At 65.1% G+C, this 6995-nt stretch carries 2 protein-coding genes; both read left to right on the top strand.

Annotation, left to right across the window (positions count from 1 at the left end; genetic code table 11):
- On the top strand, window positions 1-2667 hold a 2667-nt coding region (locus tag LGY53_RS42920; RefSeq protein ID WP_225732424.1), incomplete at its 5' end, for a DNA-directed RNA polymerase subunit beta.
- A 105-nt stretch (window positions 2668-2772) separates the two neighbouring features.
- Window positions 2773-6726 carry a DNA-directed RNA polymerase subunit beta' gene (locus tag LGY53_RS42915; protein ID WP_167478150.1) on the top strand — a complete coding sequence of 1318 codons (3954 nt, stop codon included), beginning with the start codon at window positions 2773-2775 and terminating at the stop codon, window positions 6724-6726.
- Window positions 6727-6995 lie beyond the last annotated feature (269 nt).

Raw genomic sequence — 6995 nt, 5'->3', positions numbered from 1 at the left:
ACGCTGTTGGAGAACCTGTTCTTCAAGGAGAAGCGTTACGACCTGGCCCGCGTCGGCCGCTACAAGATCAACAAGAAGCTCGGCATCCACATGGGCGAGCAGGTCACCGGCTCGGTGCTGACGAAGGAAGACATCGTCAACACCATCGAGTACCTGGTGCGCCTGCACACCGGTGACCGGGTGATGACCGCGCCGGGCGGCGTCGAGGTTCCGGTCGAGATCGACGATATCGACCACTTCGGCAACCGTCGCCTGCGCACCGTCGGCGAGCTCATCCAGAACCAGATCCGGGTGGGCCTGTCCCGCATGGAGCGCGTGGTTCGCGAGCGGATGACGACTCAGGACGTCGAGGCGATCACGCCGCAGACCCTGATCAACATCCGCCCGGTGGTCGCCGCGATCAAGGAGTTCTTCGGAACCTCCCAGCTGTCGCAGTTCATGGACCAGAACAACCCGCTCTCGGGTCTGACCCACAAGCGCCGCCTGTCGGCGCTGGGCCCGGGCGGTCTGTCCCGTGAGCGCGCCGGCCTCGAGGTCCGCGACGTGCACCCCTCGCACTACGGCCGCATGTGCCCGATCGAGACCCCGGAAGGCCCGAACATCGGCCTGATCGGTTCGCTGTCGGTGTACGCGCGGGTCAACCCGTTCGGCTTCATCGAGACCCCGTACCGCAAGGTCGTCGATGGCCGGGTGACCGACGAGGTCGTGTACCTGACCGCCGACGAAGAGGATCGCCACATCCGGGCGCAGGCCAACTCGCCCGTCGACGCCGAAGGCCGGTTCATCGAGGACCGCGTCCTGGTGCGCCGCGCCGGTGAAGAGGTCGAGTTCGTCTCCGCCGCCGAGGTGGATTACATGGACGTCTCGCCGCGTCAGATGGTGTCGGTGGCGACGGCGATGATTCCGTTCCTCGAGCATGATGATGCGAACCGTGCGCTGATGGGTGCGAATATGCAGCGTCAGGCGGTGCCGTTGATTCGGTCGGAGGCCCCGTTGGTGGGTACCGGCATGGAGTTGCGGGCCGCGGTCGACGCCGGTGATGTGGTGGTGAACGAGAAGTCCGGTGTGGTGGAGGAGGTTTCGGCCGACTATGTCACGGTGATGGCCGATGACGGCACCCGCAAGTCGTATCGGATGCGGAAGTTCAACCGCTCCAACCAGGGCACGTGTTCGAACCAGCGTCCGATCGTGGACGAGGGCCAACGCGTCGAGGCCGGGCAGGTTTTGGCGGATGGGCCGTGCACCGAGAACGGTGAAATGGCTCTCGGTAAGAACCTGCTGGTGGCGATCATGCCGTGGGAGGGCCACAACTACGAAGACGCCATCATCCTCTCGCAGCGTTTGGTGGAAGAGGATGTGTTGACCTCGATTCATATCGAGGAACACGAGATCGACGCCCGCGACACCAAACTCGGTGCCGAGGAAATCACCCGCGACATCCCCAACGTCTCCGACGAAGTCCTCGCCGATTTGGATGAGCGAGGGATCGTGCGGATCGGTGCGGAGGTCCGCGACGGCGACATCCTGGTCGGGAAGGTCACCCCGAAGGGCGAAACCGAACTCACCCCGGAGGAACGGCTGTTGCGGGCGATTTTCGGGGAGAAGGCCCGCGAAGTCCGCGACACCTCGCTGAAGGTGCCCCACGGCGAGTCCGGCAAGGTCATCGGGATCCGGGTGTTCTCCCGCGATGACGACGACGACCTGCCGCCGGGCGTCAACGAGTTGGTGCGCGTGTACGTGGCCCAGAAACGCAAGATCCAGGACGGTGACAAACTCGCCGGCCGCCACGGCAACAAGGGCGTCATCGGCAAGATCCTGCCCACCGAGGACATGCCGTTCCTGCCCGACGGCACCCCGGTCGACATTATTTTGAACACCCACGGTGTGCCGCGACGGATGAACATCGGCCAGATCCTGGAAACCCACCTCGGGTGGATCGGCAAAGCCGGCTGGGACGTCGGCGCGGGCGCCGACGGCACCCGCCCCGACTGGGCCAAAGCCCTGCCCGAGGAAATGCTCGCCGCCCCCGCCGACTCGAATATCGCGACCCCGGTGTTCGACGGCGCCCGCGAGGAAGAACTCACCGGCCTGTTGGGGTCGACCCTGCCCAACCGGGACGGGGAACGCATGGTCGACGCCAACGGCAAAGCCCAACTGTTCGACGGGCGTTCGGGGGAACCGTTCCCGTACCCGGTCGCCGTGGGCTACATGTACATCCTGAAACTGCACCACCTGGTCGACGACAAGATCCACGCCCGCTCCACCGGCCCCTACTCGATGATCACCCAGCAGCCGCTCGGTGGTAAGGCCCAGTTCGGTGGCCAACGGTTCGGGGAAATGGAGTGCTGGGCCATGCAGGCCTACGGCGCCGCCTACACCCTGCAAGAGTTGCTCACCATCAAATCCGACGACGTCGTCGGACGGGTCAAGGTCTACGAAGCCATCGTCAAGGGCGAGAACATCCCCGAACCCGGCATCCCCGAATCGTTCAAGGTCCTGCTCAAAGAGCTGCAATCACTGTGCCTCAACGTCGAAGTACTCTCCTCCGACGGCGCCGCCATCGAACTACGCGAAGGCGAAGACGAAGACCTCGAACGCGCGGCAGCCAACCTCGGCATCAACCTCTCCCGCAACGAAGCCGCAACCGTCGACGATTTGGCGAACTAGGCGGTCGGCCGGATGTTGTTGTCCGCCAACGACATCCGGCCTCCGCGCTCGACCCACTAGTGAACTTTTGCTCGAATTCGACCCGAACAGGGGAAAGGAAGTTACGTGCTAGACGTCAACTTCTTCGATGAACTCCGGATCGGCCTGGCCACCGCAGAAGATATCCGCCAGTGGTCCTACGGTGAGGTCAAGAAGCCGGAGACCATCAACTACCGCACACTCAAGCCGGAGAAGGACGGCCTGTTCTGCGAGAAGATCTTCGGTCCTACTCGCGACTGGGAGTGCTACTGCGGTAAGTACAAGCGCGTCCGCTTCAAGGGCATCATCTGCGAGCGCTGCGGCGTCGAGGTGACCCGCGCCAAGGTGCGGCGTGAGCGGATGGGCCACATCGAGCTGGCCGCGCCGGTCACTCACATCTGGTACTTCAAGGGCGTGCCGTCGCGGCTCGGCTACCTGCTCGACCTGGCGCCGAAGGATCTGGAAAAGATCATCTACTTCGCCGCCTACGTCATCGTGGCCGTCGACGAGGAGCTGCGGCACAACGAACTCTCCACCCTCGAGGCGGAGATGGAGGTCGAGAAGAAGGCCGTCGCCGATCAGCGCGACGCCGACCTCGAGGCCCGTGCCCAGAAGCTGGAAGCCGATCTGGCCGAGCTCGAGCAGGAGGGCGCCAAGTCCGACGTCCGCCGCAAGGTCAAGGACGGCGGCGAGCGGGAGATGCGCCAGCTCCGCGACCGGGCCCAGCGCGAGCTGGACCGGTTGGAGGAGATCTGGAACACCTTCACCAAGCTGGCCCCCAAGCAGCTGATCGTGGACGAGGTGCTCTACCGCGAGCTCATCGACCGCTACGGCGAGTACTTCACCGGCGCCATGGGTGCGGAGTCCATCCAGAAGCTGATGGAGAACTTCGACATCGACGCCGAGGCCGAGAACCTGCGCGAAACCATTCGCACCGGTAAGGGCCAGAAGAAGCTGCGCGCGCTCAAGCGGCTCAAGGTCGTCGCGGCCTTCCAGACCAACGGCAACTCGCCGATGGGCATGGTGCTCGACGCCGTTCCGGTGATCCCGCCGGAGCTGCGCCCGATGGTTCAGCTCGACGGTGGCCGCTTCGCCACCTCCGACCTGAACGACCTGTACCGCCGCGTCATCAACCGCAACAACCGCCTCAAGCGACTGATCGATCTCGGTGCGCCCGAGATCATCGTCAACAACGAGAAGCGGATGCTGCAGGAGTCCGTCGACGCGCTGTTCGACAACGGCCGCCGCGGCCGTCCGGTCACCGGGCCGGGCAACCGTCCGCTCAAGTCGCTGTCGGATCTGCTCAAGGGTAAGCAGGGCCGGTTCCGCCAGAACCTGCTCGGTAAGCGCGTCGACTACTCGGGCCGTTCGGTCATTGTCGTCGGTCCGCAGCTGAAGCTGCACCAGTGCGGTCTGCCGAAGCTGATGGCGCTGGAGCTGTTCAAGCCGTTCGTGATGAAGCGCCTGGTGGATCTGAACCACGCGCAGAACATCAAGTCCGCCAAGCGGATGGTCGAGCGGCAGCGGCCGCAGGTGTGGGACGTCCTCGAAGAGGTCATCGCCGAACACCCGGTGCTGCTGAACCGTGCGCCCACCCTGCACCGCCTCGGTATTCAGGCCTTCGAGCCGCAACTGGTCGAGGGTAAGGCCATCCAGCTGCACCCGCTGGTCTGTGAGGCGTTCAACGCCGACTTCGACGGTGACCAGATGGCCGTGCACCTGCCGCTGTCCGCGGAGGCGCAGGCCGAGGCCCGCATCCTGATGCTGTCCTCGAACAACATCCTGTCGCCCGCGTCGGGCCGCCCGCTGGCCATGCCGCGTCTGGACATGGTGACCGGTCTGTACTACCTGACCCGCCTCGAAGAGGGCGCGAAGGGTGAGTACCGGCCCGCCACGAAGGACGAGCCGGAGTTCGGCGTGTACTCCTCGCCGGCCGAGGCGCAGATGGCGGTGGACCGCGGCGAGCTCACCGTGCGCTCGAAGATCAAGGTGCGCTTGACGACTCAGCGTCCGCCGAAGGAGATCGAGGCGGAGCTCTTCCCCGAGGGCTGGCAGCGCGGCGACGCCTGGAATATCGAAACCACGCTGGGCCGGGTGCTGTTCAACGAGCTGCTGCCGACGGACTACGCGTTCATCAACGAGCCGATGCCGAAGAAGCGGCAGGCGACGATCATCAACGATCTCGCCGAGCGGTACCCGATGATCGTGGTCGCGCAGACCGTCGACAAGCTGAAGGACGCGGGCTTCTACTGGGCAACGCGTTCGGGTGTCACGGTTTCCATGTCGGACGTCCTGGTGCCGCCGGAGAAGGCGGAGATCATGGAGCGCTACGAGGCGCAGTCCGACCAGATCGAGAAGAAGTACCAGCGCGGTGCTCTCGACCACCAGGAGCGCAACAACGCCCTGGTCAAGATCTGGCAGGAGGCGACCGAAGAGGTCGGTAAGGCGCTGCGTGCGCACTACCCGCCGGACAACCCGATCATCACGATCGTCGACTCGGGCGCGACCGGTAACTTCACCCAGACCCGTACCCTCGCCGGTATGAAGGGCCTGGTGACGAACCCGAAGGGTGAGTTCATCCCGCGGCCGATCAAGTCCTCGTTCCGCGAGGGCCTGACGGTTCTGGAGTACTTCATCAACACCCACGGCGCTCGTAAGGGTCTGGCCGACACCGCGCTGCGTACCGCCGACTCGGGTTACCTGACCCGTCGTCTGGTGGACGTCTCGCAGGACGTCATCGTGCGCGAGACCGACTGCGGCACCGAGCGCGGCATCATCGTGCCGATCGCGGAGAAGCAGGCCGATGGTTCGCTCATCCGGGACGCGCATGTGGAAACCTCCACCTACGCGCGCACCCTGGCGGCGGATGCGGTCGATGCGGCGGGCAATGTCATCGTGGCCAAGGGTCACGATCTCGGCGACCCGGCCATCGAGGCGCTGCTGGATGCGGGCATCACCGAGGTGAAGGTCCGCTCCGTGCTGACCTGCACCACCGGTACCGGTGTCTGCGCGGTCTGCTACGGCCGCTCGATGGCGACCGGCAAGCTGGTCGATATCGGCGAGGCCGTCGGTATCGTCGCCGCGCAGTCCATCGGTGAGCCCGGTACCCAGCTGACCATGCGTACCTTCCACCAGGGTGGTGTCGCGGGTGACGACATCACCGGTGGTCTGCCGCGTGTTCAGGAGCTGTTCGAGGCCCGCGTGCCGAAGGGCAAGGCGCCGATCGCCGAGGTCTCCGGTCGCGTGCGGCTGGAGGACGACGACCGCTTCTACAAGATCACCATCATCCCGGATGACGGTGGCGAAGAGGTTGTGTACGACAAGCTCTCGAAGCGTCAGCGGTTGCGCGTGTTCAAGCACGACGACGGCTCCGAGCGCCTGCTCGCCGACGGCGACCACGTCGAGGTCGGCCAGCAGCTGCTGGAGGGCGCGGCGGATCCGCACGAGGTGCTGCGCGTGATGGGCCCGCGTCAGGTGCAGGTCCACCTGGTCCACGAGGTCCAGGAGGTCTACCGGTCGCAGGGTGTGTCCATCCACGACAAGCACATCGAGGTCATCGTCCGGCAGATGCTGCGACGCGTCACGATCATCGATTCGGGTGCGACGGAGTTCCTGCCCGGCTCGCTGACCGAGCGCGCCGAGTTCGAGGCGTCCAACCGCAGGGTTGTCGCCGAGGGCGGCGAGCCCGCGTCGGGTCGTCCGGTGCTGATGGGTATCACCAAGGCGTCGCTGGCCACCGACTCGTGGCTGTCGGCGGCCTCCTTCCAGGAGACCACCCGGGTGCTGACGGACGCGGCGATCAACTGCCGCTCCGACAAGCTCATCGGCCTGAAGGAGAACGTCATCATCGGTAAGCTCATCCCGGCCGGTACCGGTATCAACCGCTACCGGAACATCCAGGTGCAGCCGACCGAGGAGGCCCGTGCCCAGGCGTACGCGGTGCCGTCCTACGACGACACCTACTACAGCCCGGACAGCTTCGGCCAGACCACCGGCGCCGCGGTCCCGCTCGACGACTACGGTTTCAGCGACTACCGGTAGTCGTTGCGTAGCAACAAGATTCGGCCCCCGCACCGGAAAGGTGCGGGGGCCGTTTCACGTGATGGGGATCTGCTTCGAGACGACGTCTTCGACCGGCCGTAGGGATTTGCCAAGGGCGTCATTCCTTTTCGGGCGGATGGGGATGAGATTCCGAATGCCTACGAGTGGGATATCGGTGGCGTGACGATCTTCTACAATTTGCTCGGGACCGGCTCGTTGCTGATCCAGATAATCGTGCAAGTGGTTCTGATCGCCGTCGGGGCGGGTTG

This window comes from Nocardia sp. JCM 34519.1 (assembly GCF_020361265.1).
GTDB classification, from domain to species: domain Bacteria; phylum Actinomycetota; class Actinomycetes; order Mycobacteriales; family Mycobacteriaceae; genus Nocardia; species Nocardia arthritidis_A.
This window is presented reverse-complemented; position numbering and strand designations above follow the sequence as displayed.